Annotated in this window: 20 protein-coding genes; 11 read left to right on the top strand and 9 right to left on the bottom strand. The window is 73.0% G+C overall.

From position 1 onward, the window contains the following. The first annotated feature begins 188 nt into the window (after positions 1-188). The 7 genes from ACQP2H_RS24990 (at position 189) to ACQP2H_RS24960 (ending at position 8,672) form a co-directional block, all read left to right on the top strand. Positions 189-2,531 (top strand): sensor histidine kinase, encoded by a 2,343-nt coding sequence (locus tag ACQP2H_RS24990; protein WP_357534963.1) that lies wholly within the window; start codon positions 189-191, stop codon positions 2,529-2,531. Continuing rightward, entirely contained in the window at positions 2,531-2,953 is a 423-nt protein-coding gene (locus ACQP2H_RS24985) for a roadblock/LC7 domain-containing protein (protein ID WP_219464408.1), read from the top strand. The genes ACQP2H_RS24990 and ACQP2H_RS24985 overlap by 1 nt, the downstream gene beginning before the upstream one ends. Further along, positions 2,943-3,332 (top strand): DUF742 domain-containing protein, encoded by a 390-nt coding sequence (locus ACQP2H_RS24980; protein ID WP_208568447.1) that lies wholly within the window; start codon positions 2,943-2,945, stop codon positions 3,330-3,332. The genes ACQP2H_RS24985 and ACQP2H_RS24980 overlap by 11 nt, the downstream gene beginning before the upstream one ends. Then, positions 3,313-3,915: a GTP-binding protein gene (locus ACQP2H_RS24975; RefSeq protein WP_208568448.1), complete on the top strand. Its 603-nt coding sequence runs from the start codon at positions 3,313-3,315 to the stop codon at positions 3,913-3,915. The genes ACQP2H_RS24980 and ACQP2H_RS24975 overlap by 20 nt, the downstream gene beginning before the upstream one ends. A gap of 108 nt (positions 3,916-4,023) precedes the next feature. After that, positions 4,024-5,055, top strand: coding sequence for a lactonase family protein (locus ACQP2H_RS24970; protein WP_219464407.1), 1,032 nt, complete (start codon positions 4,024-4,026; stop codon positions 5,053-5,055). A gap of 168 nt (positions 5,056-5,223) precedes the next feature. Beyond that, positions 5,224-6,966, top strand: a complete 1,743-nt coding sequence (locus ACQP2H_RS24965; RefSeq protein WP_357534960.1) for a VWA domain-containing protein — start codon at positions 5,224-5,226, stop codon at positions 6,964-6,966. A 218-nt stretch (positions 6,967-7,184) separates the two neighbouring features. Continuing rightward, entirely contained in the window at positions 7,185-8,672 is a 1,488-nt protein-coding gene (locus tag ACQP2H_RS24960; protein WP_219464405.1) for a sugar transferase, read from the top strand. A 57-nt stretch (positions 8,673-8,729) separates the two neighbouring features. On the opposite strand, the gene ACQP2H_RS24955 is transcribed toward ACQP2H_RS24960, so the two are convergent. After that, the gene (locus tag ACQP2H_RS24955; RefSeq protein ID WP_433229084.1) at positions 8,730-9,863 is read right to left on the bottom strand and encodes a PP2C family protein-serine/threonine phosphatase; all 1,134 of its coding nucleotides are present in this window, start codon (positions 9,861-9,863) and stop codon (positions 8,730-8,732) included. Positions 9,864-9,956: 93 nt separating this feature from the next. Here ACQP2H_RS24955 and ACQP2H_RS24950 point away from each other — a divergent pair, with 93 nt between their 5' ends. Next, positions 9,957-10,469 carry a MarR family winged helix-turn-helix transcriptional regulator gene (locus tag ACQP2H_RS24950; protein WP_208568506.1) on the top strand — a complete coding sequence of 171 codons (513 nt, stop codon included), beginning with the start codon at positions 9,957-9,959 and terminating at the stop codon, positions 10,467-10,469. 10 nt (positions 10,470-10,479) lie between these two features. Here the strand turns inward: ACQP2H_RS24950 and ACQP2H_RS24945 are convergent, their stop codons facing one another. The 3 genes from ACQP2H_RS24945 to ACQP2H_RS24935 form a co-directional block, all read right to left on the bottom strand. Next, positions 10,480-11,463, bottom strand: coding sequence for a cobalamin B12-binding domain-containing protein (locus ACQP2H_RS24945; protein WP_219464403.1), 984 nt, complete (start codon positions 11,461-11,463; stop codon positions 10,480-10,482). A 125-nt stretch (positions 11,464-11,588) separates the two neighbouring features. Further along, entirely contained in the window at positions 11,589-13,211 is a 1,623-nt protein-coding gene (locus ACQP2H_RS24940) for a PP2C family protein-serine/threonine phosphatase (protein WP_357534954.1), read from the bottom strand. Positions 13,212-13,393: 182 nt separating this feature from the next. Continuing rightward, on the bottom strand, positions 13,394-14,656 hold the full coding sequence (locus ACQP2H_RS24935) for an ROK family protein (RefSeq protein WP_433229083.1): 1,263 nt from the start codon (positions 14,654-14,656) through the stop codon (positions 13,394-13,396). A 73-nt stretch (positions 14,657-14,729) separates the two neighbouring features. Between ACQP2H_RS24935 and xylA the strand changes: the two genes are divergently transcribed. From xylA to ACQP2H_RS24920, 3 genes are all read left to right on the top strand, one after another. Next, a complete protein-coding gene (xylA, locus tag ACQP2H_RS24930; protein ID WP_208568456.1) occupies positions 14,730-15,917 on the top strand; it encodes a xylose isomerase in 1,188 nt (395 codons plus the stop codon). Positions 15,918-15,928: 11 nt separating this feature from the next. Further along, complete coding sequence (gene xylB, locus ACQP2H_RS24925; protein ID WP_219464400.1) at positions 15,929-17,416, top strand: xylulokinase; 1,488 nt, start codon at positions 15,929-15,931, stop codon at positions 17,414-17,416. Between the two features lie 207 nt (positions 17,417-17,623). After that, positions 17,624-19,036, top strand: a complete 1,413-nt coding sequence (locus tag ACQP2H_RS24920; RefSeq protein WP_219464399.1) for an MFS transporter — start codon at positions 17,624-17,626, stop codon at positions 19,034-19,036. Between the two features lie 512 nt (positions 19,037-19,548). Here ACQP2H_RS24920 and ACQP2H_RS24915 read toward each other — a convergent pair. The 5 genes from ACQP2H_RS24915 to ACQP2H_RS24895 form a co-directional block, all read right to left on the bottom strand. Then, positions 19,549-21,189, bottom strand: coding sequence for a glycoside hydrolase family 13 protein (locus ACQP2H_RS24915; RefSeq protein ID WP_357534951.1), 1,641 nt, complete (start codon positions 21,187-21,189; stop codon positions 19,549-19,551). Positions 21,190-21,271: 82 nt separating this feature from the next. Continuing rightward, complete coding sequence (locus tag ACQP2H_RS24910) at positions 21,272-22,345, bottom strand: LacI family DNA-binding transcriptional regulator (protein ID WP_219464397.1); 1,074 nt, start codon at positions 22,343-22,345, stop codon at positions 21,272-21,274. A 69-nt stretch (positions 22,346-22,414) separates the two neighbouring features. Beyond that, the gene (locus ACQP2H_RS24905) at positions 22,415-23,380 is read right to left on the bottom strand and encodes a carbohydrate ABC transporter permease (protein WP_208568461.1); all 966 of its coding nucleotides are present in this window, start codon (positions 23,378-23,380) and stop codon (positions 22,415-22,417) included. Between the two features lies 1 nt (position 23,381). Continuing rightward, positions 23,382-24,431: a carbohydrate ABC transporter permease gene (locus tag ACQP2H_RS24900; protein ID WP_208568462.1), complete on the bottom strand. Its 1,050-nt coding sequence runs from the start codon at positions 24,429-24,431 to the stop codon at positions 23,382-23,384. A gap of 74 nt (positions 24,432-24,505) precedes the next feature. Beyond that, positions 24,506-25,846 (bottom strand): ABC transporter substrate-binding protein, encoded by a 1,341-nt coding sequence (locus tag ACQP2H_RS24895; RefSeq protein ID WP_219464396.1) that lies wholly within the window; start codon positions 25,844-25,846, stop codon positions 24,506-24,508. Between the last annotated feature and the right edge of the window lie 222 nt (positions 25,847-26,068).

Raw genomic sequence — 26,068 nt, 5'->3', positions numbered from 1 at the left:
CGATCCGCCGGGCCGCGACGGCGGGTCCGGCGGCGGCGACGCAGCGGTGACGGCGGGAGACGCACGGTAGTGCTGAGCGTCAGGATTACGTATCCTGCCCAAGGCGCCGCGCCGGTGCCCGGCGTCGATGCCGGACCGCCCGGCCGGTACCGGCGTCACCGCCGACACTCCCGCCCGGGCGAGGAATCATGGACACCCGCGACTGGCCGATCCGCGCCAAGCTGACCGCCCTGGTCGTCACCCCCGTGGCCGCCCTGCTGGCGCTCTGGATCTTTGCCACGACGTTGACCTTCGGGCCGGCTCTCGACCTGCTCGCCGCCCGGACCCTGCTGTCGGACTTCGGTCGGCCCGGCGAACAGGTGGTGGCCGAGCTGCAACGGGAGCGCCGGGCCTCGGTGATCCACCTGGCCGGCACCGACACCCTGCCCGCCCTGGCGCAACAGCGGCGCCGCACCGACGAGGCGATCGTCGAGCTGCGTCGGCTGATGGCCGGGGAGCAGCTACGCGACGCCGCAGGCGACCTGCTCAACGCCCGGCTGGACGCGCTCGGCGCCGCCCTGGAGGCGCTGCCCGCCGGTCGGGGGTTCATCGACCGGCGGCAGGTCGACCGGGCCGGCGCGATCGGGCTCTACAGCGGCATGATCTCCTCGGCGTTCCAGGCGTTCGCCGCCACGGCGGCCCTGCCCGACGCGGAGCTGAACCGGCAGGCGCTCGCCCTGACCGCGCTCGGCCGCTCCCGCGAGCTGCTCGGCCAGACCGACGCGGTGCTGGCCGGTGCGTTCGTAACCGGCCGGTTCACCGAGGGCGAGCACCTGCGGCTGGTGCAGACCATCGCCAACGAGCGGTTCGTCGCGGAGGCGTCCGTGGCCGACCTGCCGGCCGCCGACCGGGCCGCCTACCAGCGGTTGGTGGAGGGGGAGGCGTTCGTCCGGCTGCGCACCATGCAGGAGCAGCTGCTGACCGTCGGGCCGTCCGCCGTCCCGCCGATCGACGCCCGGACCTGGCAGGCCAGTCAGGAAGCGGTGCAGCAGGAGCTGCGCGACTTCGAGCTGAGCCAGGCCGACGGGCTGGCCGAGCGTTCGGTGCCGGTCGCCGTCACGATCCTGGCCCGGCTCGGTGTGGCCGGGGTGCTGGGGCTGGCGGCGATCGTGGCGTCGCTGCTGGTCGCCGTCCGGGTCGGCCGGACGCTGGCCCGCCGGCTGTCCGCGGTCCGCGCCGCCGCGCTGGAACTGGCCGAGCACCGGCTGCCCGACGTGGTCACCCGGTTGCGCCGGGGTGAGCAGGTCGACGTGGCCCGGGAGGCCCCGCCGCTGTCCTACGGCGCCGACGAGATCGGCGACGTCGGTCGGGCGTTCACCGAGGTCAGCCGGGTGGCGGTCCGGTCGGCGATCGACGAGGTGACGCTGCGACGGGGGTTGAACGAGGTCTTCCTCAACCTGGCCCGGCGCAGCCAGGGGCTGGTGCACCGGCAACTTGCGGTGCTCGACCGGATGGAACGCCGCGCCGAGGACCCGGACGAACTGGCCGAGTTGTTCCGCGTGGACCACCTCGCCACCCGGCTGCGCCGGCACGCCGAGGACCTGGTCATCCTGGCCGGCGCGGCCCCGGGGCGGGGCTGGCGGCAGCCGGTCGCCCTGCTGGACGTGCTGCGCGGCGCGATCTCCGAGGTCGAGGCGTACGACCGGGTGGACATCGGCCGGGTCGGCCCGGCCGGACTGCTCGGCCGGGCCGTCGCCGACGTCATCCACCTGCTCGCCGAGCTGATCGAGAACGCCACCGCGTTCTCCCCGCCCGAGCGTCGGGTCGAGGTGACCGGGACGCCCGTCGTCGACGGCTACCTCGTCGAGATCACCGACCACGGGCTGGGGATGTCGCCCCAGGCGATCGAGGACGCCAACCGGCGGCTGGCCACCCCGCCGGAGTTCGATCCGGCCGACAGCGCCCGGCTCGGCCTGTTCGTGGTGTCCCGGCTGGCCGCCCGGCACGACGTCAAGGTCACCCTGCGGGCCGGCACGCCGGTCGGGCTCACCGCGCTGGTGCGTATCCCCGCCGACCTGGTCACCGAGGAGCCGCCGATCGCCGCGCCCACCCGGGACCGCCCGGCGGCGTCGGTGTCCCGGCTGACCACGCTGCCCCGACCACGGACCACCCGGACCACCCGGGAACGGCCGGAGCAGACCGTGCTGCCGTTCGCCCCGGCCCGTACCTCGTCGGTGGAGGCCGCCCCCGACGGCGACGGTCTGCCCCGTCGGGTCCGCCGTCGGGGGCCGGCCGCCCACCAGCTGCCCCCGGCCAGTCAGGACGCGCCCGCCGCCCGCTCTCCCGAGGAGGTACGCCGGCAGATGTCGGCCCTCCAGGCCGGTACCGCCCGGGGGCGCCTGGACAGCAGCGGCGTCCACCCGGCGCCGCCGGCCCGGCCCGACCCGACCGCCGGCGACGAGCCGGGACGGACCGACGGCGTCGGGGTGCCACCGTCACCGGCCGGCCCGGCGGCGACGTCCGATTCGACCGCGACTGAGAGGGACGCCTAGTGGTGCACACGACACGGCAGAACGCTGATCTCGGCTGGTTGCTCGACGAGCTGGTGGAACGGGTGCCGGCGGCCCGGCAGGCGGTGATCCTCTCCGCCGACGGCCTGCTGCTCGGCGCGTCCGCCGATTTGGACCGCTCCGACGCCGAGCACCTCTGCGCACTGGCCTCGGGCTTCTCCAGCCTGGCGAAGGGGGCCAGCCGGCAGTTGGCCGCCGGTGGCGTCCGGCAGACCGTGGTGGAGATGGAGGAGGCGTACCTCTTCGTGACGGCCGCCGGTCAGGGGGCCTGCCTGGCGGTGGCCTGCGCGGCGGACGCGGACATCGGCCTGGTGGCGTACGAGATGGCGATGCTGGTCGTCCGGGTCGGCGAGAACCTGACCGCGCCGGCCAGGGCGGCGGCGGGGATCGCCGATGCGGGCTGAGCAGCCGGGTCACCAGCACGAGTGGTTGGACGGCGCAGCCGGGCCGGTCGTACGCCCGTACACCCTCACCGGTGGTCGGGTGCGGCCTGCCGTCGGCGGCTTCGACCTGGTGGCCTTCGTGCTGGCCGCGGCGGGCGTCGACCCGTACGGCCAGCCGGGGTTGCAACCCGAGCACCGCCGGCTGGTGGAGTGCGCCCGGCAACCGGTGGCGGTCGTGGATCTCGCCGCCGACCTGGACCTCGCCCTCGGCGTGGTCCAGGTCCTCCTCGGTGACCTGCTCGCCCGTGGGCTGGTCACCGTGCACGAACCGCCGGCCGCCGCCGGCCTTCCCGACAACGACATTCTCAAGGCGGTGGTCAGTGGACTACGTGCGCTCTGAGCGCGACCCCTCACCGGCCCGGTTGCCCCTGGCCCTCAAGATCCTCATCGCCGGTGGCTTCGGTGCCGGCAAGACGACGCTGGTGAGTGCGCTCAGTGAGGTCCGGCCGTTGCAGACCGAGGAGGTGCTGACCGACGCCGGCATCGGCACCGACGACCTCTCCGGGGTGGAGGGCAAATCGACCACCACGGTGGCGATGGACTTCGGTCGGATCACCATCACCGACGACCTCCAGGTCTATCTGTTCGGCACCCCGGGGCAGGATCGGTTCTGGTTCCTCTGGGACGAGTTGGCCTTCGGCGCGCTCGGCGCGGTGGTGCTGGCCGACACCCGCCGGCTGCCCGACTGTTTCCCGTCGATCGACTACTTCGAGCAGCGCGGCATCCCGTTCGTGGTGGGCGTGAACTGCTTCGAGGACACCCGTCGGTTCGGCGCGGAGGCGGTCCGGCAGGCGCTGGACATCGAGCCGGAGGTGCCCGTGGTGCTCTGTGACGCCCGGGACCGGCAGTCCGGCAAGCTGGTGCTGATCTCGCTGGTGGAGCACGTGGCCCGCCAGCGTGGGGAACCGGTGCCGGTGGGCTGAACCGGCCGGCCGGGTCCCGCCGGTGAGGAAAACCCGGAAATCAGGGGTGACGGCCGGGGATTGCGGGAAGCCTGGAGATCGACGGCGGATTCGGCGGAGGGTGGTTCGGTGACGGGCACGATCGTCCACATCGGCGGTTACACGGCACGGTCGGGCGGGCGCGGGGAGGGCATCGTCGCCGCCCGACGCGATCCGGAGTCGGGGCAGTTGACCCTGCTCGGCACGGTCGCGTCGACCCCGTCGCCGTCCTTCCTCGCCCGCCACCCCGCCCGGCCGGTGCTGTACGCCGTCAACGAGTTGCCCGAGGGGCAGGTGAGCGCCTTCGACGTCGGCCCTGACGGCGGGCTGACCCCGCTGGGGGTGTGGTCGACCGGGGGTGCCGAGCCGGCCCATCTGGCGGTCGCTCCCGACGGCGGGCACCTCTTCGTCGCCAACTACGGCGGGGGCAGCGTCGCCGTCCTGCCGCTGGACGGGCGGGGGGTGCCCGGGGAACGCACCGACCTGGTGATCCACCAGGGGCACGGTCCGGACCCGGAGCGGCAGGAACAGGCGCACTGCCACATGGTGTCGCCCGACCCCGGCGCCGGCCCGCTGCTCGTCGTCGACCTGGGCACCGACTCGATCTACCGGTACGACCTGGACGCGGCCTCCGGCCGGCTGACGCCGCGGGCCCCCCGGGTGCGGACGGCCCCCGGCACCGGTCCCCGGCACCTGGCCCGGCATCCCGACGGGCGGCGCTGCTGGCTCGCCGGTGAGCTGGATGCGACGGTGACCGCCTACGAGGTGACCGCCGAGGGGGTGCTGCACCAGCGGGGCCGGGTGGACGCGAGCGCGCGGGCCGGCCACGTCCAGCCGTCGGAGATCACCGTGGGGCCGGACGGCCGGTTCCTCTACGTGGGCAACCGCGGGGTGGGCACGGTGGCGGTCTTCGCTCTCGACGGGGACCTGCCGCGGCTGGTCGACGAGGTGGACACCGGTGGGGAGTGGCCCCGGCACTTTACGTTGAGCGGGCGGCACCTCTATGTGGCCGACGAACGGGCCGACATGATCCGGGTGTTTTGGGTCGACCCGGACTCGGGCGTGCCGTCGCCGGTGGGTGAGCCGGTGTCGACCGGCAGCCCGACCTGCGTACTGCCCTGACAGATGCCGGTTGTCCAGGGTGGATTCGGGCCACGTCACGAAACGGTCTGATTACGCAGAGTGGGAAAATAGTGATCAACTGTTTCTCCTGCGTAACTTTCGTCCGAACGGTTGTGGCAGTAAGCGCACGAGATACGCAAGATGGTCAGCGTGTCTGGCCGCCATCGCATGCGTTCAAGTATCCGTGGAGCGGGCGCCGCCGCGGCGGCGACCGCGCTCGTCGTCGTGGTCGGCGGCTCCTGGGTCGGTTACCAGCAGCTGGCCGGACCGTCCTGCTCAGGAGGGATCCAGCTCGGCGTGGCCGCCGCGCCCGAGGTGGCACCGGCCGTCGAGGCGGCGGCGGCCCAGTGGGTGGCGGACGGCGCGGCGGTCGGTGGCACCTGCATCAAGGTGAACGTCGCCGCCTCCGAGCCGGTGGAGGTGGCCGCCGCGGTGGCCAGTAAGCACGGGGCCAGCCTCGCCGGGGTGGGACAGGCCAGCGGCACCGCGGTCACCCCCGACGTCTGGATCCCGGACTCGTCGACCTGGCTGCTGCGCCTCAAGAGCGGCGGCGCCACCGCGTTCGCGCCCGGCAACGGCGCCTCCATCGCCCGCAGCCCGGTCGTGGTGGCCATGCCGCAGCCGGTCGCCACCACCAAGTTCGGCTGGCCGGACAAGAAGCTCACCTGGAACGACATGCTGCGCGCCGTCCGCAGTGACAAGCCGCTGCGGGCCGGCATCGTCGAGCCGACCCAGGACGCCGCCGGGCTCTCCGGCCTGCTCTCCCTGACCGCCGCCGCGAGCGGCGGAGGCGGCGACGCCCAGCAGGCGACCACGGCCGCCCTGCGGGCGCTGGCCACCGGCCGGTCGGCGCTGCGGCAGGACCTGCTGGCCCGGTTCCCGCGCTCCAACGACCCGACCTCCATCGCCAGCGCGCTCGGCGCCGCCGCGCTGTCGGAGGAGGACGTCATCGCCTACAACAACACCAAGCCGCCGATCCCGCTGGCCGCGCTCTATCTGGAGCCGTCGCCGATGCCGCTGGACTACCCCTACGCGGTGCTGCCCGGGATCGACCAGACCAAGGCGTCGGCGGCGAAGGTGCTCTTCGAGCTGCTCACCACGCAGGGCTTCAAGAACCGGCTGGCCGTGCAGTCGCTGCGTGCCCCGGACGGCAACTGGGGTGACGGCTTCAAGGCACCGCAGGGTGCGCCGAGCCCGGCCGGCGGCGGTACGGCGGTGCCGCCGTCCGGCGGGACCGCCGCGGGTGGCCTGGACCCGGTGGCCATAGACCGTGCGGTCTCCGGCTGGTCGATCGCCACCCAGTCCGGGCGGATGCTCTGTGTCATCGACGTCTCCGGGTCGATGAAGGCCCCGGTCCCGTCGGCCAACAACGCCAGCCGCGAACAGGTGACCGTGGCGGCGGCCAGCCGGGGGCTGAACCTCTTCGACGACTCCTGGTCGATCGGGCTGTGGACGTTCTCCACCGAACTGGTCGGTTCGCGGGACTGGCGGGAGATCGAGCCGATCAACCCGCTCTCCGGCAACCGGGCCAAACTGGAGCAGGGGCTCGCCGGCATCCGCCCGTCCAGCGGCGACACCGGCCTGTACGACACCATGCTGGCGGCGTACAAGACGGTCCAGGACGGTTGGGAGCCCGGCCGGGTCAATTCGGTGGTGCTGTTCACCGACGGTAAGAACGAGGACAAGAACGGCATTTCACAGAGCGGATTGATCACCCGGCTCAAGCAGCTCAACGATCCGGAGCGTCCGGTGCAGGTGGTCATCATCGGCATCGGCAGTGAGGTCTCCAAGACCGAACTCCAGTCGATCACCAGCGTCACCGGTGGTGGCGCCTTCGTCACCGAGGACCCCTCCAAGATCGGTGACATCTTCCTGAAGGCCATCGCGTTGCGTCCGAACGCGCCGCGTTGAGCCGTCGCACAGGGCAAACGAATCGCTGCATTCGGTGAGAAATAATGCGGTGATGGGATTCCGCCATCTCGGCGGCGAAAGAAAACTGACAGTAATGCGTCCGAAGCAATAGGTGAGCATCATTGTGGGGCAGGATGTCGGGAGCGCTCCGGCCGGCAGGCCCCGCCAGAGGTGAGCATCGGGCTCGGAGCCGACAAGTGTGATGTGGGGGAGGTTGGGTGACCTCGGCAACGCTGTCCACGCCCGTCCGTACCCCGCCGTCGGCGCCAGGTCGCCGATCGGCGGGTACCCGTTCCCAGGCCAACCAGCGGGGCTACGTCCGCACCCTGGTGGTGCTGGACACCGCCGTGCTGTCGCTGGCGGTCCTCGCCGGCTACGCCACCCGCTTCGGCGACGCGGTGCCGCGCGGCTCCGAGATCCCGTACGTGGTGGTGGCACCGGCCCTGGTGCTGGTCTGGTTGGTCTCGCTCAAGGCACTGCGCTGTTACGACGACCGGGTACTCGGCTACGGGGCCGACGAGTACCGGCGGGTCAGCGGGGCCAGCCTGCGCCTGGCCGGTGGGGTCGCGATCGCCGGTTACATCTTCGACGCCGGGGTCTCCCGGGGTTTCCTCGGCATCTCCTTCGCCGTCGGCACGGTCGGGCTGGTGGTCACCCGGTTCGCCGCCCGTAAGGCGCTGCACCGGGCCCGCTGCCGGGGCGACGGATGGTCCCGTCGGGTCCTCGTCGTCGGGGACACCGCACACGTGCTGGAGTTGGTGCACACCCTGCGTCGGGAGCCGTACGCCGGCTACCACGTGGTCGGCGCGTGTATCCCCGACGCGCTGCTCGCCCCCGTGCCGCAACGGCTCAGCGACGTGCCGGTGGTCGGCTCCCTGCGGGGCATCCCGGAGGCGGCCGCCGCGATCGGCGCGGACACCGTCGCGGTCACCGCGTCCGGCGAGTTGACCGCGACCCGGCTGCGCCGGCTGGGCTGGCAGTTGGAAGGCACCGGGATCGACCTGGTGGTCGCCCCGGCGCTCACCGACGTGGCCGGGCCGCGCATCCACACCCGGCCGGTGGCCGGGCTGCCGCTGATCCACGTCGAGGCGCCCGAGTTCCGGGGGGCCCGCAAGCTGGTCAAGGAGTTCGTCGACCGGTCGGCCGCCGCGGTGGCGCTGGCACTGCTGCTGCCGCTGGTGGCGGTGATCGCGCTAGCCGTCAAGCTGGACAGCCGGGGCCCGGTGCTGTTCCGGCAGACCCGGGTCGGGCAGGGCGGCCAGGAGTTCGGGGTGCTGAAGTTCCGCACCATGGTGGTCAACGCCGACGCGCTCCTCGCCGAACTGGCGGCCCGCAACGAGACCAACGGGCTGATGTTCAAGATGCGCGACGACCCGCGGGTCACCCGGATCGGCCGCCTGCTGCGGAAGTGGTCGGCCGACGAGCTGCCCCAGCTGGTCAACGTGCTGCTCGGGCAGATGAGCCTGGTCGGCCCCCGTCCGCCGCTGCCCTCCGAGGTGGCCCGCTACGACGGCGACGTGGCCCGCCGCCTGCTGGTCAAGCCCGGCATGACCGGCCTCTGGCAGGTCAGCGGCCGGTCCGACCTGAGCTGGGAGGACGGCATCCGGCTGGACCTCTACTACGTGGAGAACTGGTCACTCGCCGCCGACCTGACCATCCTGTGGAAGACCTTCGGCGCGGTGCTGCGCGGGCGCGGGGCCTACTGAACCCCGGCCCCAGGCCCGCACCGCACCCCGAACGGCGGCCCGCAGCCGGGCCCCGGCTCACGGCTGCGGGCCGGTCCAGTCCAGGCAGACGACCACCGCGTCGTCGACCAGGTCACCGGCCACGAAGGCGCGCAGGTCACCGATGAGCGAGCGGACCGCGTCCAGCGGCGTCATCGGTCCGGTACGACGCAGGAAGCGCTCCAGCGCCGTCTCCCCGTACCGGACGTGCCGGTCCGTCGCGTCGAGCACGCCGTCACTGAGGACGAAGAGCCGGTCACCGCGGCGCAGCTCGAAACGCTGGTGCTGGTAGTCGGTGCCCTCGAACATGCCCAACGGGAACTGTTTGTCCAGCACCTGCTCGGTGACCTCGCCGTCGCGCAGCAGCATCAACCGGGGCGACCCGGCGTCCACCGCGGTCAGCACACCGCTGCCCAGATCCAGCTCCATGACCAGGGCGGACAGGTGCTGCTCACCCCCGTGCAGGGCATAGATCGCCTGGTCGGCGAGGGCGACCTGGTCGGCGAGGCCCAGTCCGCCCCGGCGGGCGTTGCGCAGCGCGTGGGTGGCCAACGCGGTGAGCATCGAGGCGGCCACCCCCTCACCCGTCCCGTTGATCGTCGACAGCCACAGCCGGTCGCCGTCGTCGGACCAGTCGAAACTGTCCCCGCGCACCGCGTACGCCGGTTCGAGCTGGCCGGCGAGGCGGAACGACGGCCGGTCCCGGCTGCGTCCCGGCAGCAGTTCCCACTGCATCTCGGCGGCCAGGGTGAGCCGGCGGGCCCGGCGCGAGGTGCGGTACACGTCGGTGCCGGCGGTGACGGCGGCCAACTCGTGCCCCAGGGCGGTGGCGATGCGGGCCAACTCGCCGACGGTGGCCCGGTCGTCGGGCACCGGGGCCAACCGCAGCACCCCGCGCCGTTCACCCCGCATCCCGACGGGGAACCAGCCCACCCCCTCGGTGAGCACCGGCTGCTGGTGGTCGAAGCAGCGCCAGGCCGGGTGACCGGGGCCGCTCACGGGCTCCCCACCGGCCAGCGGCAGCAGCACCGACAACCGGTAGTCGACCTGGAACAGCTCCACGTCGGTGATCCGATAGGCCCGTGTCAGCTCCCCGGCGAGCCGGTCCAGCAGCAGGTCCGCCGGAGATTCGGTCAGCACCTGCCGGGCCCGGGCCTCGGGTCCGCTCGTCATCACGCCTCCTGAAAGCGCAGATCCCCTGGTACGGGGGGTAGTCTCGGGCCCACCATGGCCGAAGAGAGTGGTCCTTACGGATCAGACGTGAGTATGGCCGCCGAGTTGGACGGCGCGACGGGGACCCTGCTGTCTGTGTGGGAGGCGGCCCGGGAGAACACCACCAGCCGGCTGTCCGGCGCGCAGTTGCGCGCCGTCATGGTGGTCGAGCGGTACGACGGGATCAACCTGCGCCGGCTCGCCGCCCTGCTGAACATGTTGCTCTCCTCGGCGAGCCGGCTCTGTGACCGACTGGTCGCCGCCGGCATGCTGGAGCGGGAGCCGGGCCGGTCGGACCGACGGGAGATCGCCCTGCACCTGACCCCGGAGTCCATCCGCCTGCTCGCTGAGCTGCGGCGGGACCGCCGGCAACGGCTCGCCGACGTGCTGGCCGGGATGAGCGGCGAGGGGCGGCAGGCACTGCTGCGCGGTCTGGTGGAGTTCGACCGGGTGGCGCGGGCCCGGGAGGGGGAGACCGGGCCGGCGGTGGAGTTCCGGTCGGCACCGCACCCACCCACCCAGCCCGGTCCGGGCTCCGCCGACCCACCGGCGGCCCGCTCGGCCTGACCCGGGCCGGTCACGGTGGCGTGGCCAGTGCGGTCCGGGCCCGGTGCAGGTGGTCGGCCGAGCGGGGATGCTCGGTCAGCGCGGTGGCACACACCCGCAGCACGTCGTCCACCAGCCGGGCCCCGTCCCTGGTGTCGAGCACCCCCGCCTGCCAACGGACGAACTCGACCAGCAGCTGCGGGTCGCCGATCCGGATCGCCGCAGCCAGCGCGTCGACCAGTTGGGCGACGACCCCGGCGACCTCCTCCGCCCGTTCCGCCGCGGGGGTGACCTCGCGGAGCACGAGCTGGACGAGTTCCCGACGGCGACGCAGCACCGGTACGTACTCGTCGGAGCCGGCCGTCGGCGCGGCACCGGTGTGCGGGGCCGCGAGCAGCGGGCCGGACAGCAGCCGGACGGCGTCCCGGGCGGTGGCGCCCCAGCCGGCGGCACCGACCGCGGTGGCCCAGCGGCCCTCGGGGCCGAAACCGGGCCCGCCGGCCACCACCGGCACCCCGGCCGCCCGGCACGCCTCGACCATCCGCCCCGCCCGCACCAACCGGCTCGGCTGCACGCAGCTCAGCAGCACCGCGTCCGGGCCGGTCTGATGCAGGTAGGAGACCAGGTGCCGGACCGGCACACTGGCGCCGAGGAAGGTGACCCGCCAGCCGGCGGCGCGGACCACCTCCATCACGATCCGGGCGGCCAGCGCGTGCCACTCGCCTTCGACACAGGCCAGGACCACGTGGCCCCGGTCGTCCGTCGGGGCGGTGTGGGCGGCGACCGCCTCGACCACCTGCTCGCTGACGTGGGTGGCCGCGTGCTCCTGGGCGATGCTCCACCGGCCGGACAGCCAGCGCAGCCCCACCTCGCGCTGCGCGACGGCGACCAGGTCCACCAGGACGTCGGCCACCGAGGCACCCGCGTCCAGCAGCCCGGTCGCGAGCCGGATGGCGCCGACCAGGTCGGCCCGGTCCAGGCAGCCGAGGTAGGCCTGGACGACACCCGGGGCCACCCGCCCCGGTCCGTCCGGTGTGACCCGCCCAGGATCTTCCGGTGGCGGTCGGCGCGTACCGGCCGGTTCCTCGCCGGTCGCCCGGCCCGGTTCCTCCCGGGTGGGTTCGTCCGGGGTCGGTCGGGTCACGCAGGTTCCGCCGCGCAGACGGCCAGCATCGCGATGTCGTCGTGGCTCTCGCCGTCGAGCCACTCGTCGACGAGCTGGAGCAACCAGTCGATCACGGCGGACGGTGGCAGCCCGGCCACCGAGGCGAGCGCCTGCCGCAGCCGGTGTTCGCCGAACATCTCGACGGCCGCCGATCCACCGCGTGCCTCGGTCACCCCGTCGGTGTACGCCAGCAGCAGTTCCCCCGGGGCGAGCCGCACCTCCACCTCGGCGAACGTCGCCGTGGCGAACGCACCGATCGGCATCCCGCCCACCCGCACCTCGACGATGCTCCCGTCGGCGCGTACCACCAGGGGGGACGGGTGCCCGCCGCCGGCGATCCGGACCCGGACCCCGCCGTCGGACCCCGGCTCGGTGGTGCCCAGCAGCAGGGTGGTGAACTGGCTACGCCGGGCGGCGTCGGGGGAGTCGAACAGTGCCCGGTTGAGCAGTTGGACGAGTTCGTGGGGGCGCTGCTCGACCAGTCGCAGGGTCTGCAACGACTGGCGTACCCGGCCGGTGAGCACGGCCGCGCCGACCCCCTTGCCGCAGACGTCGCCGAGGGCGAACAGGGCGCCGGTGGCGGTGGGGAAGACCTCGTAGAAGTCGCCGCCGATGCGCAGGCTGTCCCCGGCGGAGCGGTAACCACCGGCGAGGGTGACGCCGGGCACCGGGGGCAGCTGCGGGGGGAGCAGGCTGTGCTGGAGCACCCGGGCCAGGTGCGCCTGTTCGCCGTAGAGTTCGGCGGCGGCGATCGCGGACCCGGCGCGGGCGGCGAACTCCCTGGTCAGCTCGATGTCGCGCGGGTCGAAACCGGCCCGCCCCGCCCGCCGGACCAGGATCAACGCGCCAGCCGGCCCACCCGCGCTGAGCATCGGGCTGATCAGCACGGTCCCGGGGCGGCCGAAGGTCTCCGGCAGGACGGCGGTCAGGTCGGCCAGCTCGGCGTCGAGCCAGGGGCTGGGGTCGGTGGACTCGCCGTCGAGCGCCTCGACGAGCCCGGGGACCGCGCCGGCCAGTTGCCGGCTGGCGACCCCGCCGACCGGGCCGGGTTCGCCGTCGGCGTACCGGAACCAGTGCGGGAGGTCCTCGCCGGGCTGTGGTGACCGGTGCACGACCAGCGCGACGTCCGCGAGGTAGGGCACCGGCAGGGTGACGGTGGCCCGCAGGGTCTGCTCGCGGTGCAGGGACAGCCCGAGTCGGCTGCCGGCGCGGGCCAGGAAGGCGGTGCGGGAGCGCTCGGCGAGCAGCGCGTCGGTGCGGGCCTGTTCGTCGGTGACGTCGCGGACATACCAGGCGCAGCCGCCGGTGGCGAGGGGGCGGCAGACGCCGCGCAGCCGGCGGCCGTGGTGTTCGGCGTCGAACGTCCCGGTGCCCTCGACGACCGCCCGGGCCAGCGCCGGCACGGTGTGCGCGGCCAGGTCGACGCCGGGGGCCAGTTCGGGCAGGAGCTGCCCGGCCATCGCGTTGACCAGGGTGACCCGCCCGGCAGGGTCGGTGGTGACCACGGCCTCGGCGAGACCGTCGAGCAGCTCCCGGGCCAGCTGGGGGTCGGCCGGCAGCGACTGGTCCGCCGGCGGCCGGGCCGGCGCGTGCGACACCGGGCCATCCCCGCTGACCGGACCGGCGCGCCCGTCCCGACGGGTGGTCGTCACCGTCGGTCGCCGGGCGCGTCGGTCTGTCGACCTCTGCGCATGCTGGGAGTGCTCTCCTCGGTAGGAATCGTTGCCTCAGGGAAAGCGTACCGAGGTGGGGTGACGATCGCCCAGCCGACAACCGGGGGTCAGCGCGGGTGGGACAGCCACCCGGACGGCCGGGCGATGATCCGGCGGACGACCGAACCGGCCCCGCCGACGGCGGCGGATTCGGCACCGAGCGCCGCCGGGCGCACCGTCACCGGGGACCAGCCGCTGGTGAGCACCCGGTCGTCGAGTTCGGCCAGCACCGGTGGGCACAGCCACGGCGCGAGGGTCGCGTATCCGCCGCCGAGCACGACGGTGTCCAGGTCGAGCAGGTTCACCACCCCGGCGACGGCGACCCCGAGGGCGGTGCCGGCGGCGTTCAGCGCGGCGAGCGTGGCCGGGTCACCGGAGCAGGCCAGGTCGGCCAGCCGGCGGGCGGCGGTGTCGGCGGGCAGGTCCGCGCCCGCCAGCCCGGCCGCCGCCAGCACGGCCTCCTGCCCGGCGTACGTCTCCAGGCAGCCCCGGGCGCCGCAGCGGCAGGTGGGACCACCCGGATCGACAGGTACGTGGCCCAACTCGCCGCTCCAGCCCCGGGAACCCCGGAACAGCGCCCCGTCGAGCACGATCCCGGCACCGATGCCGATCTCGCCGGAGACGTGCAGGAAGCTCTGTGGGCCGCCGGGGCGGGCGTGCAGTTCGCCGAGCGCGGCGAGGTTCGCCTCGTTCTCCACCACCAGTGGGGGCACCCCGTCGACCGGGTCGGTGAGGGCGGGGTGACCGGCGAGCAGGGCCGGCACGTCCACGTCCCGCCAGCCGAGGTTGGGGGCGAGCCGGACGAGGCCCCGCGCGTCGACCAGCCCCGGCACGGCCAGGGCCGCCCCGGCCAGGCCGAGTCCGGCGTCGTCGGCGACGGTACGCGCCCGGCGGGCCAGGGCGACCAGGGCGGTGAGCGCGTCGGCGGGGGAGAGGGGGCGCAGGTCGATCCGGAGTACCTCGTGGTGCCGGACGGCGCCGGTGAGGTCGACCACGCAGGCCGCGAGGTAGTCGACGTTGACCTCCAGGCCGAGCCCGGCCGGGCCGGTGTCGCCGAGCAGCAGCCCTCGGGCGGGCCGGCCGGCACCGGTGCGGGGCGCGGGATCGGCCTCGGTGACCAGCCGGCCGGCGATCAGGTCGTCGACGACCGCGGACACGGTGGCCCGGGTCAGGCCGGTGTCGGCGGCGATCTCGGCCCGGGAGGGCGGCCGGCCGGTGTCGGCGATCCGCCGCAGCACCACGGCGAGGTTGAGTTCGCGCAGGCTTCCCTGGCGGACCGCGCCGACGGTCCGGGTCTCGGTCACCCCTTGACAGTGCCACAGCACGGCCATTTAATTCAACCACTGAACAAATTGCGGGCGACACACCCACCGCCACCACCATCATCCCCACCGGAGGTCTGCCATGGCACCCCGTCCCACCCCCGCCGACAAGTTCTCCTTCGGGCTCTGGACGGTGGGCTGGCAGGCCCGTGACCCGTTCGGCGACGCCACCCGCCCTGAGCTGGACGCCGTCGAGGCCGTGCACCGGCTCGCCGAGCTGGGCGCGTACGGCATCACCTTCCACGACGACGACCTGATCCCGTTCGGCGCCGACAACGCCGCCCGGGAGGCCCAGCTCGCCCGGTTCCGCAAGGCGCTGGACGAGACCGGGCTGGTCGTGCCGATGGTCACCACCAACCTCTTCACCCACCCGGTGTTCAAGGACGGCGGTTTCACCAGCAACGACCGTGACGTCCGGCGCTACGCGCTGCGTAAGGTGCTGCGCAACGTCGACCTCGCCGCCGACCTGGGTGCCAAGACCTTCGTCATGTGGGGCGGCCGGGAGGGCTCCGAGTACGACGTGGCCAAGGACATCCGGGCCGCGCTGGACCGCTACCGCGAGGCCGTTGACGTGCTCTGCCAGTACGTCGTCGACCAGGGCTACGACCTGCGGTTCGCCATCGAGCCCAAGCCGAACGAGCCGCGCGGCGACATCCTGCTGCCCACCGTCGGGCACGCGCTGGCGTTCATCTCCGAGCTGGCCCGCCCCGAGATGGTCGGCCTCAACCCGGAGGTCGGGCACGAGCAGATGGCCGGCCTCAACTACGCCCACGGCATCGCCCAGGCGCTCTGGCAGGGCAAGCTGTTCCACCTCGACCTCAACGGCCAGCGCGGCATCAAGTACGACCAGGACCTGGTCTTCGGCCACGGCGACCTGATGAACGCGTTCGCCCTGGTGGACCTGCTGGAGAACGGCGGCCCCAACGGTGGTCCGGCGTACGACGGCCCGCGCCACTTCGACTACAAGCCCTCCCGCACCGAGGACATCGCCGGGGTGTGGGCGTCGGCCGAGGCCAACATGGCGACCTACCTGCTGCTCAAGGAGCGGGCGGCGGCGTTCCGGGCCGACCCGGAGGTCGTGGAGGCGCTCGCCGCCAGCAAGGTCGGCGAGCTGGCCAGCCCGACGCTGGGCGACGGTGAGGGCTACGCCGGGCTGCTCGCCGACCGGTCCGCGTTCGAGGAGTTCGACGTGGACGCGACGGCCGCGAAGGGCTTCGGCTTCGTCCGGCTCAACCAGCTCGCCGTCGAGCACCTGCTCGGCGCGCGCTGAGGCGGCCCGGCATGCCGCTCGTCGCCGGGGTGGACTCGTCCACCCAGTCCTGCAAGGTGGTGATCCGGGACGCGGAGACCGGCGCGCTGGTCCGTGAGGGCCGCGCGCCGCACCCGGACGGCACCGAGGTCGACCCACGGGCCTGGTGGGATGCCCTGCTGGCCGCCGTCGAGGCGGCCGGCGGGCTGGCCGACGTGGCGGCCGTGGCGGTCGCCGGTCAGCAGCACGGCATGGTCTGCCTGGACGAGGCGGGCGAGGTCGTCCGGCCGGCGCTGCTGTGGAACGACACCCGGTCCGCCGACGCGGCCCGGGACCTGATCGCCGAGGCCGGCGGCGGGGAGACCGGCCGCCGGTTCTGGGCCGACGCGGTGGGGCTGGTCCCGGTGGCCAGCTTCACCGCCACCAAGCTGCGCTGGCTGGCCCGGCACGAGCCGGAGCACGCCGCCCGGGTCGCCGCCGTCTGCCTGCCGCACGACTGGTTGACCTGGCGGTTGGCGGGCGCCCCGGGCCTGGCGGCGCTGCGCACCGACCGGGGTGACGCCAGCGGCACCGGCTACTGGTCGCCGGCCACCGGGCAGTACCGACCCGACCTGCTGGAACAGGCGTTCGGTCGGGTCGTCGAGGTGCCCACGGTGCTCGGCCCGGCCGAGCAGGCCGGGGTGCTCGACCCGGGCGTGCTGGGCGGTGCCGCCGGCCGGCCCGACGGCGCTGCGGGCTCGCCCACGCCGGGCGGGGACGTCCTGCTCGGCCCCGGCACCGGGGACAACGCCGCCGCCGCGCTGGGCGTCGGCGCGGGTCCGGGCGACGTGGTCGTCTCGATCGGCACCTCCGGCACGGTCTTCGCGGTGGCGGACACCCCCGCCGCCGACGCCGGGGGCGCGGTGGCCGGCTTCGCCGACGCCACCGGCCGGTTCCTGCCGCTGGTCTGCACGCTCAACGCGGCCCGGGTGCTCGACTCGGCGGCGACGCTGCTCGGCGTCGACCTCGACGCGTTGTCCGAGTTGGCGTTGAGCGCCCCACCCGGGGCGGACGGCCTGGTCATGGTGCCCTACCTGGAAGGGGAGCGGACCCCGGACCGGCCCACCGCCACCGGCTCGGTGCATGGCCTCACCCTGCGCACCGCCACCCCGGCCCACCTGGCCCGGGCGGCGGTCGAGGGGATGCTCTGCGCGTTGGCCGACGGCCTCGACGCGCTGGTCGCCCAGGGGGCCACCGTCGAGCGGGTGATCCTGGTCGGTGGCGGGGCCCGCTCGGCGGCGGTCCGCCGGATCGCGCCCCAGGTCTTCGGTCGCCCGGTGCTGGTGCCCCCGCCAGGGGAGTACGTCGCCGACGGCGCGGCCCGCCAGGCCGCCTGGCTCGCCCTGGGTGGCGCGACCCCGCCCACCTGGGCGCCGAAGGACACCGAGGAGTACGCGGCGGAGCCCGTCCCCGCCATCCGGCAGCGGTACGCCGAGGCCCGCGACCACACCCTCGACCGGGTGGCCGCGACCGGGGAGTGATCCACCCGACCGGCGACGTCGACCGGTGACCGGCGCACGGGGGCCGGTCACCGGTCGACGACCGGGTCCCCCGTGGTCCTGCCGGTCACCTCCGACGAGGGCCCGGCCACCTGTCGGGCGTGGTGATCCCGCAGGGACGGGGTCGGCGGTGCCGCCCCGGCGGGGGTGCCCGTCGGGCCGGGAGACCCACCTGGTTGGCTGCCGGACATGACCGGCAGCAGGATGCCCCGGCGCGGAAACACGGCGCACCGCCTCTACAGCGTCGTGGTGTTCGTGGTGCTCGCCTCGCTGGACAACGTGGCGATCGGCCTGGTGCCCCCGCTGTACGGGCCGATCTCCGGGGCGCTGGGGGTGCCGCAGCGGATGCTCGGCCTGGTCACGGCGGTGAGCTTCCTGGTCAGCGCGGTCGCGGCGGTGGCCTGGGCGTACGTCGGCGACCGGACCAACCGCAAGCCGCTGCTGATGGTGGGCACACTGGTCTGGGCGGCCGGCACCGGCGGCAGCGCGTTCGCCACCGGTTTCCCGACGTTCCTCGCCGCGCAACTGGTCGCCGCGGTCGGGTTGGGTGCGGTCGGCTCGGTCGGGTTCTCTGTGGTGACCGACCTGATCTCCCCGCGTCGCCGGGGGCTGGTGATGAGCTTCTGGGGGCTGTCCCAGGGGGTCGGCACCCTGGCCGGCACGCTCACCGGCGGGCTGCTCGGCGCGACCGACTGGCGACGCCCGTTCCTGCTGCTCACCGTGGTCGGTCTGGCCGCCACGGTGGCCTACCTGCTGACGTACGACATCCGGCGCGGGCAGAGCGAACCGGAGCTGGCCGGGGCGATCGAGGCGGGCGTCGAGTACGACTACCGGATCACCCGGGCCGACCTGCCGCGCATCCTGGGCCGGCGGACCAACCGCTGGTTGATCATGCAGGGCCTCACCGCGCAGGCGGCGTTCGGCTCGCTGGTGTGGCTGCCGGTGTTGTTCGCCGAGCGGGCGCAGGGGCAGGGCTACTCGGCGGCGACGGCGGTCGTGGTGGGCAGCGTCTTCGCCACCCTGTTCCAGCTCGGCGGGGTGTTCTCCATCGTCGGCGGGCTGGCCGGGGACGCGCTGCAACGGCGTACCCCCCGGGGGCGGGCCCTGGTCGCGGCGGTCGGCATCCTCGCGGCGCTGCCGTTCTACCTGGTGCTGTTCTTCGTGCCGATCCGGATCGACGTGCCCGACGGCGGCGGCACCGGCGCGGTGGTGGGTGCGGTGCTGGCCAGCGTGGTGACCGAGCCGACGGTCGGGCTGAGCCTGCTGACGGCCCTGGTGGCGTTGGCGCTGACCTCGGCGAACTCGCCGAACTGGTTCGCCCTGATCGCCGACGTCAACCCGCCGGAGCACCGGGGCACCGTCTACAGCCTGGGTAACCTGGTCAACGGGGTCGGCCGGGCAGCCGGCAACGGGCTGGTCGGGGCGGCCTTCCACGCGTTGCGGGTGGCCTTCCCGCCGCCGTTGAACTACGCGGTCGGGCTCGCCGCGTTCCAGCTCTTCTTCATCCCTACCGGGCTGATGTACTGGCTGGCCTCGCGCACCTCACCCCGCGACATCACCGCGGTTCGCGACCTGCTGCACGACCGCGCAGCCCGCCGCTGACCTGCCCGCCGGGGCCTGCCTGCCGGGGCCTGCCTGCCGGGGCCTGCCTGCCGGGGCCGTGTCGCTCCCGCTCGGTCGGGCCGGGCAGGTACACCCCGTCGCGTCCTTTCGAGCTGATGACGTTGACGGATCACCAGCCAGCCCGAACGCGTCGCCGTCCGTGGCCCGCCATCGTGGCTGAGAGGCCGGTGTGGGCGGGACGGGACGTTCCCGGCCGATCGGCTTGGGGCGGGTCTTCCGCCGCTGAGCTGCTGTCGTCACTTTGGTGGGTGCGTGTCATCCGGGTCGGTGAGTCGCTGACGTCATCAGCTCGAAAGGACGCGACCGGCAGTACCCGGGCCCCGGTCCCGTCCCGCCCGGCAGGTGTCACCGGTGAGCCCGAGCGTCGGCACCGCCGGGGAACTGCACCGCCTGAGCGCCGGGCACCGTCGGGAGTGAAGCCGCCCGAGCGCCGGGCACCGCCGGGCGCTGCACCAACGGGTGGATGCAGCGCCCGGCGGTGCCGGAGTGGGTCAGGAGTGCCGGACCCAGACCGTGACGTCGGTGGGAACCCGGCCGTCGGCGTCCAGCGGCGCGCTGCTGTGCAGCAGCTCCCCGGCCGGGGGCGGCACCGCGGCCGTGCCGAAGTTGGTCAGCACGGTCAGCCCGGCGTTGCGGAAGATCAGCGTCTCGTCGCCGGAGGAGAGCCACTCCAGGGTGCCCCGACCCAGGCCGTGCTCGCGCCGCAGCCGCAACGCGGTCCGGTACGTCTCGTACGTCGAACCGGCCACCCCCTGCTGCCGGTCCAGGGCGTACTCGGCCCACAGCGGCGGTTGCGGCAGCCAGCTGGCGTCGGTCGGGCCGAAGCCGTACGACGGGGCGTCGGCCTCCCACGGGATCGGCACCCGGCAGCCGTCCCGGCCCCGCTGGGTGTGGCCGCTGCGCTCCCAGGTCGGGTCCTGCCGGGCCTCGTCGGGCAGCGTGGTGTGCTCCGGCAGCCCCAACTCCTCGCCCTGGAAGAGGTAGGCCGAGCCGGGCAGGGCCAGCATCAGCAGGGTGGCCGCCCTTGCCCGGCGCAGGCCCAGCGCGGCGTCCGGCTGGGGGTCGCCGATGCCGATGCCGTTGGGTCGGCCGCCCTGGGCGGACAGGCCCATCCGGGAGGCGTGCCGGATGACGTCGTGGTTGGACAGCACCCAGGTGGTGGGGGCGCCGACGGCGTCGGTGGCCTCCAGTGAGCGGGTGATCACCGCGTACTGGGCGGGGGCCGTCCAGGCGGCGAGCAGGTACTCGAAGTTGAACGCCTGGTGCATCTCGTCGGGGCGGACGTAGCGGGCGATCCGTTCGGCCGGCTCCACCCATGCCTCGGCGACCAGGATCCGCGCGCCGTCGTAGGAGTCGAGCACCTGCCGCCAGTCCCGGTAGATCTCGTGGACGCCGTCCTGGTCCCACATGGGTGGGCGCGGCTTGTCCGCCTCGTTGCCGGAGAGGATCTCCTGCGGCTCCTCCCAGTTGGCCAGGTCGGCCTGTTTGATCAGGCCGTGCGCCACGTCCACCCGGAAGCCGTCGACCCCCCGGTCCAGCCAGAACCGGAGCACGTCCAGGAACTCGGCGCGGATCTCCGGGTTGTCCCAGTTGAGGTCGGGCTGGGCGGTGTCGAACAGGTGCAGGTACCACTGGCCGGGCCGGCCGTCGGGCTCGACGAGCCGGGTCCAGGCGGGGCCACCGAAGACGCTCTGCCAGTCGTTGGGCGGCGTCGCGCCGTCCGGGCCGAGGCCGTCGCGGAAGATGTACCGGGCCCGCTCGGGGCTGCCGGGGGCGGCGGTGACGGCGGCCCGGAACCAGCGATGCGCCGACGAGGTGTGGTTGGGCACCAGGTCGACGATCACCTTGAGGCCCTTCGCGCGGGCCTCGGCGATCAGCGCGTCGGCGTCGGCCAGGCTCCCGAACAGCGGGTCGACGTCGCGGTAGTCGGCGACGTCGTAGCCCGCGTCGGCCTGCGGCGACGGGTAGAACGGCGACAGCCAGACGGCGTCGACACCCAGCTCGGCCAGGTGCCCGAGCCGGGCGGTGATGCCGGGCAGGTCACCGATGCCGTCGCCGTCGGAGTCGGCGAAGGACCGCGGGTAGATCTGGTAGATGACGGCTTCGGTCCACCATCCGTGGGCCACGCCCATGGACTGGTCCTGCTGCCTCGCGTCGGTGTTCAGAGCCTTCTCCCTGTGTCGAGCGTGCCGTGCCGTGCGGGGGTGAATCCGTTCAGTGTGCCCGGGGAGGGGCGGTCGATTCCCGTACCACCAGCCGAGTGGGCAGGATCACCGGCGGGGTCGGCGTGGTGCCGTCGCCGTCGGCCCCGCGGGGAGCCGGCACCCGTCCGGCGTACGGCTCGACGGTGCCGGTGCCCAGCGGATCGAGCAGCAGCCGGGCGGCGAGCCGGCCCTGCTCGGCGGCGGGCTGGGCGATGGTGCTCAGCCCGAGCACGCCGGACAGGTCGTGGTCGTCCACGCCGATCACGCTGACGTCCTGCGGCACCCGCAACCCGGCGTCGCGCAGCGCGGTCATCGCGCCCATCGCGATCTCGTCGCAGGCGGCGAAGATCGCCGTGGGTGGTTCGCCCCGGGCCAGCAGTTCGACGGTGGCCTGGTTGCCGCCGTCGATGGTGAACTGCGACTCCATGTCCAGGCTGGGATCGGGGCGCAGACCCGCGCGGCGCAGCGCCTCCCGGTAGCCCCGACGACGGTCGGTGTGGGTGGTGAAGGCCAACTCGTCGGTCGGGTCGCCGGAGATGTGGGCGATCCGTCGGTGGCCCAGGTCGAGCAGGTGCCGGGTGGCGGTCCGGGCCGCCGCGACGTCGTCGATCCGGACGCAGGGCCAACCCGGCACCGTGCTGCCGGAGCTGATGGTGATGCCGGGCAGGTCCAGCTCGGCCAGGGCGGTCAGGTCGGCCGGCCGTAGCGGGGTGGCGACCAGCACGATCGCGTCGACCCGCTTGTGCAGGTTGGCGGTGCGCAGCACCCGCTGCCGCACCTGCTCCCGCCCGCCGAGGTTGTAGAGCAGCAGGTCGTAACCGGAGTCGTGGAGGAACTCCTCGACCGCCTCGACGACGGTGCCGAAGAACCAGCGGGTGATCCGGGGGACCACCACGGCGACGGTGCCGGTCCGGCCGCCGGCCAGTCGGGAGGCGCTCGGCGACACCGCGTACTGGAGCTGTTCGGCGGCGGCGAGCACCCGGCGGCGCGTCGCGGCCGACACCGTCGGCAGGCCGCGCAACGCCCGTGAGACGGTGGCGGTGGAGACCCCGGCCAGCCGGGCCACGTCGTCGATCCTGGTCACGCTGTGGTTCCCCCGCTCCGCGCCGCCCTCCGCCGCCGCCCGGTGCTGCCGGGCGGCGGCGAATGGACCTCAACCCTTGACGCTGCCGGCGAGCAGACCGCGCACGAAGAAGCGCTGCAACGACAGGAACACGACAAGCGGTACGACGATCGAGACGAACGCGCCGGCCGTGAGCCGCTGCCACTCGTTGCCCCGGGTGCCGGCCATCTCGGCCAGCCGCACGGTGAGTGGGGCGGTCTCGTTGCCGCCCCCGGCGAAGATCAGTGCGACCAGCAGGTCGTTCCAGACCCAGAGGAACTGGAAGATGCCGAAGGCCGCCAGGGCCGGGGTGATCAGCGGCAGCACGATGGTGCGGAAGATCTTGGGGTGGGTGGCCCCGTCGACCCGGGCCGCCTCCATCAGGTCCCGGGGCAGCTGCGAGACGAAGTTGTGCAGCAGGAACACCGCGAAGGGCAGCGCGAAGCAGGTGTGCGCGAACCACACCTGGGCGAACTTCTGCTCGTCCACCAGGTTCCAGGCCGGCATCAGCTGCACACCGGCCACGGTGACCCCGGTCGAGAAGAACTTCAGCAGCGGCACCAGGGCCATCTGCAACGGCACGATCTGCATCGCGAAGATCGCGATGTAGAGCCAGTCCCGCCCCCGGAAGTTGATCCAGGCCAGTGCGTACGCGGCGAGTGAGGCGAAGGCCAACGGGAACAGCACCGAGGGGATGGTGATGGCCAGCGAGTTGATGAAGTAGCTGGCCAGCTGCCCCGACGAGGAGGACGAGCCGAAGAGCACGTCCTGGTAGTTCTCCAGGGTGAACTGCGGGTCGGTGAAGAACGTCCACCAGCCGGTGGACTTGATCTCCGCCTCGGGGCGGAACGAGGAGATGAACAGGCCGAAGGTCGGGATCGTCCAGAGCAGCGCGATCACGATCGAGACCAGGGTGGCGGTGCGGCTGTTGAGCCGGTTACGGACCCGGCCGGCGGTGGTGGTCGGTTTCCCGGCGGCCTGGGCCCCGGCTCCGACGGTGGGCGTGGCGGTGGTCATCTCAGCCCTCCCGCTGTTGACGCAGGTTGCGGATCTGGTAGATCACGATCGGGATCACCAGGATGAAGAGGAAGACCGCCAGGGCGGAGCCCTGCCCGTTCTCGCCGTACCGGAACGCCTGGTTGTACATCTCGTTGGCGATCACGCTGGTGTCGTAGTTGCCGTTGGTGGCCGTCCGGACGATGTCGAAGACCTTGAGCGTGGCGATCGACAGGGTCACCACCACCACGATCAGCGCCGGACGGATGCTCGGCATGGTGATCTGCCAGAACATCTGCCACGGGCTGACCCCGTCGAGGCGGGCCGCCTCCACGATGTCCGCCGGGATCGCCTTGATCGCCGCGGAGAGCACCACCATGGCGAAACCGGCCTGGATCCAGACCATGATGACGATGAGCAGGAAGGTGTTCAGCGGTGAGTCGAGCAGCCACTGCCGGGGTTCTCCGCCGAGGCTGACCACGACCTGGTTGAGCAGGCCGATCTGGTCCTGGTCCTCGCTGCGGTAGGCGTAGACGAACTTCCAGATGATGCTGGCGCCGACGAACGAGATCGCCATCGGCAGGAAGATCAGTGACTTGGCGATGGACTCGAACCGGGCCTTGTCCACCATCACGGCGTAGAGCAGGCCGAAGCTGGTGGCCACCAGCGGCACCAGCAGCACCCAGATGAGGGTGTTGAGCAGGACCCGGACGATCGAGTCCTCGGAGAACATCCAGCTGTAGTTGCTCAGCCCCACCCAGTCTTTGCTGCCGGCGTCCATGAAGGAGAGCAGGACGGTCCGCAGCGCCGGCACCACCAACCCGATGCTGAGCAGCAGCAACGTCGGCAACAGGAAGAACAGCGCGAACAGCCCCTCCCGCGGCTTGCGTCGGCGGGGCAGTGGACCACCGCCGGTCGAGGCGGCGACCAACTGCGCCTCCCGACGGCGGGCGAACCAGGCCGGCACCACGTCGAGGAGCAGGAGCAGACCGCCCACCACCGCGACGAAAGCGATCAGCCCGTACATCAGCATGAGGAACTTCGGCTGTTCCTCAGCGAAGTCGAACTCCATCGACCCTCCCTCTCAAGGGTTCGGTATCAGACGGTGGCCCGGCCCGTGGGTACGGACCGGGCCACCGTCTCAGCTCACTTCCAGCTGTTCTCGATGTTGCCCAGCACGGTGGCGGTGTCCTTGCCGTTGATCCACTCGATCATGCCCTTCCAGAAGGTGCCGGTGCCCACGGCGGCCGGCATCAGGTCGGAGCCGTCGAAGCGGAACACGGTCTTCGGGTCCTGGAGGATGCCCACGGAGAGCTTGTCCACCGGGTTCGGGACGTTGGCCAGGTCGAGCTTCTTGTTCGCCGACACCCAGTCACCGATCTTGGCGCGGCTGTTGGCGTACTCGCCGGAGGCGAGGTAGGTCTGCACCGCCTGGACCTCGGGGCGGTCGGTGAAGGCCGCGACGAACTCGCCCGCGCCCAGCACCGGCTTGCCCTTGGCCGGGTCGATGGACGGGAAGTAGAACGCGAAGACGTCGCCGTCCTCGGCCACCTTGGTGCCCTTCGGCCACTGGTTGGCATAGAAGGACGCCTGCCGGTGCAGGGCGCACTTACCGGTGGTGATCGGGACGCCCGCCTCCTGGAAGGAGGTGGTGGCGATGCTCTTCACGCCGCCGAAGCCGCCGTTGACGTACTTCTCGTTCTTGAGGATGGTGCCGGCCCGGTTGAGCGCGTCGGCCACCTTTGGGTCGTTGAACGGGATGCCGTGGGTGGTCCACTGGTCGTAGACCTCGGGGCCGGCTGTACGCAGAAGCACGTCCTCGATCCAGTCGGTGGCCGGCCAGCCGGTGGCGTCCTGGGACTCGATGCCGGCGCACCACGGCTTGGTGCCGCTGGCCGCGATGGTGTCGGAGAGCTTGATCAGCTCGTCCCAGGTGGTCGGGGGCGCCCAGCCCTTCTCCTTGAAGGTCTTCGGCGAGTACCAGACGAACGACTTGACGTTCGAGCCCAGCGGGGCGCCGTAGAACTGGCCGTTGACGGTGCTGTACTTCAGCCAGTCGGGGGAGTAGTTCGCCTCGGCCTCGGTCTTGGTGGCGGCGGCGACAGGCTTGAGCTTGCCGGCGTCGGCGAACCGCTTGATCAGGCCGGGCTGCGGGATGAAGGCGAGGTCGGGGGCGTTGCCACCGTCGACCCGCACGGTGATCTGGGCCTCGAACTCGCCGGAGCCCTCGTGGTCGATCTCGATGCCGGTGCAGTCCTCGAACTGCTTCCAGGACTGGGCCAGCCGGTCGGCCTCGATGTCCCGGATAGACGAGTAGGCGGTGACCTTCTTGCCGTCGAGGTCGCCGTACTTCTCAAATGCGGCGCACTCGGCGGAGCCCGCGTTGCTGCTCTTCTTGTCGTTGCCGGTGCCACAGGCGGCGGCGCCGAGGGCCAGCCCCAGCACGCCGGCGATCGCGAGAGCCTGGCGTGATCTGGCAAACGCCATGCCGTTCTCCTTCCTTGCCGGCGCGCCCACAGGTGGGGGAACCCGACGCCGGTCCGATGAGTCGTCCCCACATGTAAGCGCTTGCATCCCGATCGGTCCACCCCCCTGGTGGACACGGCCCGGTAACAATCACGAAACCCTCTCACCGCTGGTGGGCGCGCTCCCACCCGTGGTCACCGAATAGGGGTGGGCAGGGGTCCGTACCGCTTCCCATTGATGGCG

Source organism: Micromonospora sp. CA-248260 (assembly GCF_050942205.1).
In the GTDB taxonomy this organism is placed as follows: Bacteria; Actinomycetota; Actinomycetes; order Mycobacteriales; family Micromonosporaceae; genus Micromonospora; species Micromonospora antibiotica.
This window is presented reverse-complemented; position numbering and strand designations above follow the sequence as displayed.